We start from the raw sequence: 1,218 nt of genomic DNA on the forward strand, positions 1-1,218 counted from the left end.
TTCTTAAATTGCAATGTTAAATTGAACTAATTTCAAACTGTAATAAATTTAATTGTATAGAATTTGTTTTACTTGTTCTTCAAAAGCTTCATTTGGAGTTAAATATCCCAATATTTTTCTTGGTAAAGTATTACACCAGTTTTGAACTCTAGCAATAGCTTCAATTGAGAATTCGTTTATGCTTCTACCTTTGGGGATAAACCTTCTTATCAAGCCATTGTGACGTTCATTTGTGCCTCTTTCCCAGGACGAATATGGATGAGTATAATAAACCTTTGTGTCAACTACTTCTTCTATACTGGCTAGCTCTGAGAATTCAGAACCATTGTCACTTGTAATGCTTTTAAAAACTTTAGAAAATAGGTTTCCAGTCTCTTTAATCAGCTTTGTCATAGCCTCCTGAACAGAATTAGAACTCTTGTCAGCAATCTTACGAATCATTTGTGAGCGGGTTGTACGCTCTGTCATAGTAATTAATGCTGCCTGATCTTTAGTCTTTTTGCCAATGATAGTGTCAATTTCCCAGTGACCAAATTCACTGCGGTCATTAATACTTTCAGGACGCTCATCAATGCTGGTGCCCAGTTTCTTTTTGTTATCCTTAATGAGCTTTGATTTTGGGGAACGTTTTAACTTAATTGGTAAATCTATATTTTTGATCTCAAGTAGTCCAGCATCTATATAGTTATAAAGAGTTTTGGTGCAGACCATTTTAGAATTTGAAAATTTATTATGCAGTTTAGCTGAACCGCAAATAGAATCAATTGAATGATCAGAGTTATAGAATTTATCAACTACATGTTCTATGAAATTCTCACATTCTAAAAGTTTAAACTTAGGTCCACAATTTTTACGGTTATCTTCATAAACTCTTTGACCAGTGTCAGGGAAGTAGATATCAACCTTTTTATTGGCTTTAATTTGAGAAACTGTTCCACGTTTCAACTCGTTTCTGATTGTATTAGAAGCTCTATTTAAGCGTTTGGCAATAGCATAAGCTGATATTCCTTCAGAATATAATAATGCTATTTGACCACGTTCATAAGCATTTAGGTGTTTATTTTTTCGAGATATTGGTGTATCATTTAAGTAGTCCATAGTGTGCACCCTCCTGTAATGTTTTTGTTTGTGGTGATTCAATTATATTACAGTTTGGGCCACTATGGGCACTTTTTTATTAAATTTTTAATTAGTTCAAGTTCATTTTACAATTAAGCA

At 32.8% G+C, this 1,218-nt stretch carries 1 protein-coding gene; it reads right to left on the minus strand.

Features of this window, described 5'->3' with window-relative positions:
- Nucleotides 1-48: 48 nt before the first annotated feature.
- Nucleotides 49-1,098, minus strand: a complete 1,050-nt coding sequence (locus tag I0Q91_RS14230) for an IS30 family transposase (RefSeq protein WP_270455324.1) — start codon at nt 1,096-1,098, stop codon at nt 49-51.
- Nucleotides 1,099-1,218: the final 120 nt, after the last annotated feature.

Source organism: Halonatronomonas betaini, from assembly GCF_015666175.1.
Classification (GTDB): Bacteria; Bacillota; Halanaerobiia; order Halanaerobiales; family Halarsenatibacteraceae; genus Halonatronomonas; species Halonatronomonas betaini.

Excerpts from the sequence above, each read along its gene's own strand:
- I0Q91_RS14230 (WP_270455324.1), bottom strand. The coding sequence starts at position 1,098 with ATGGACTACTTAAATGATACACCAATATCTCGAAAAAATAAACACCTA.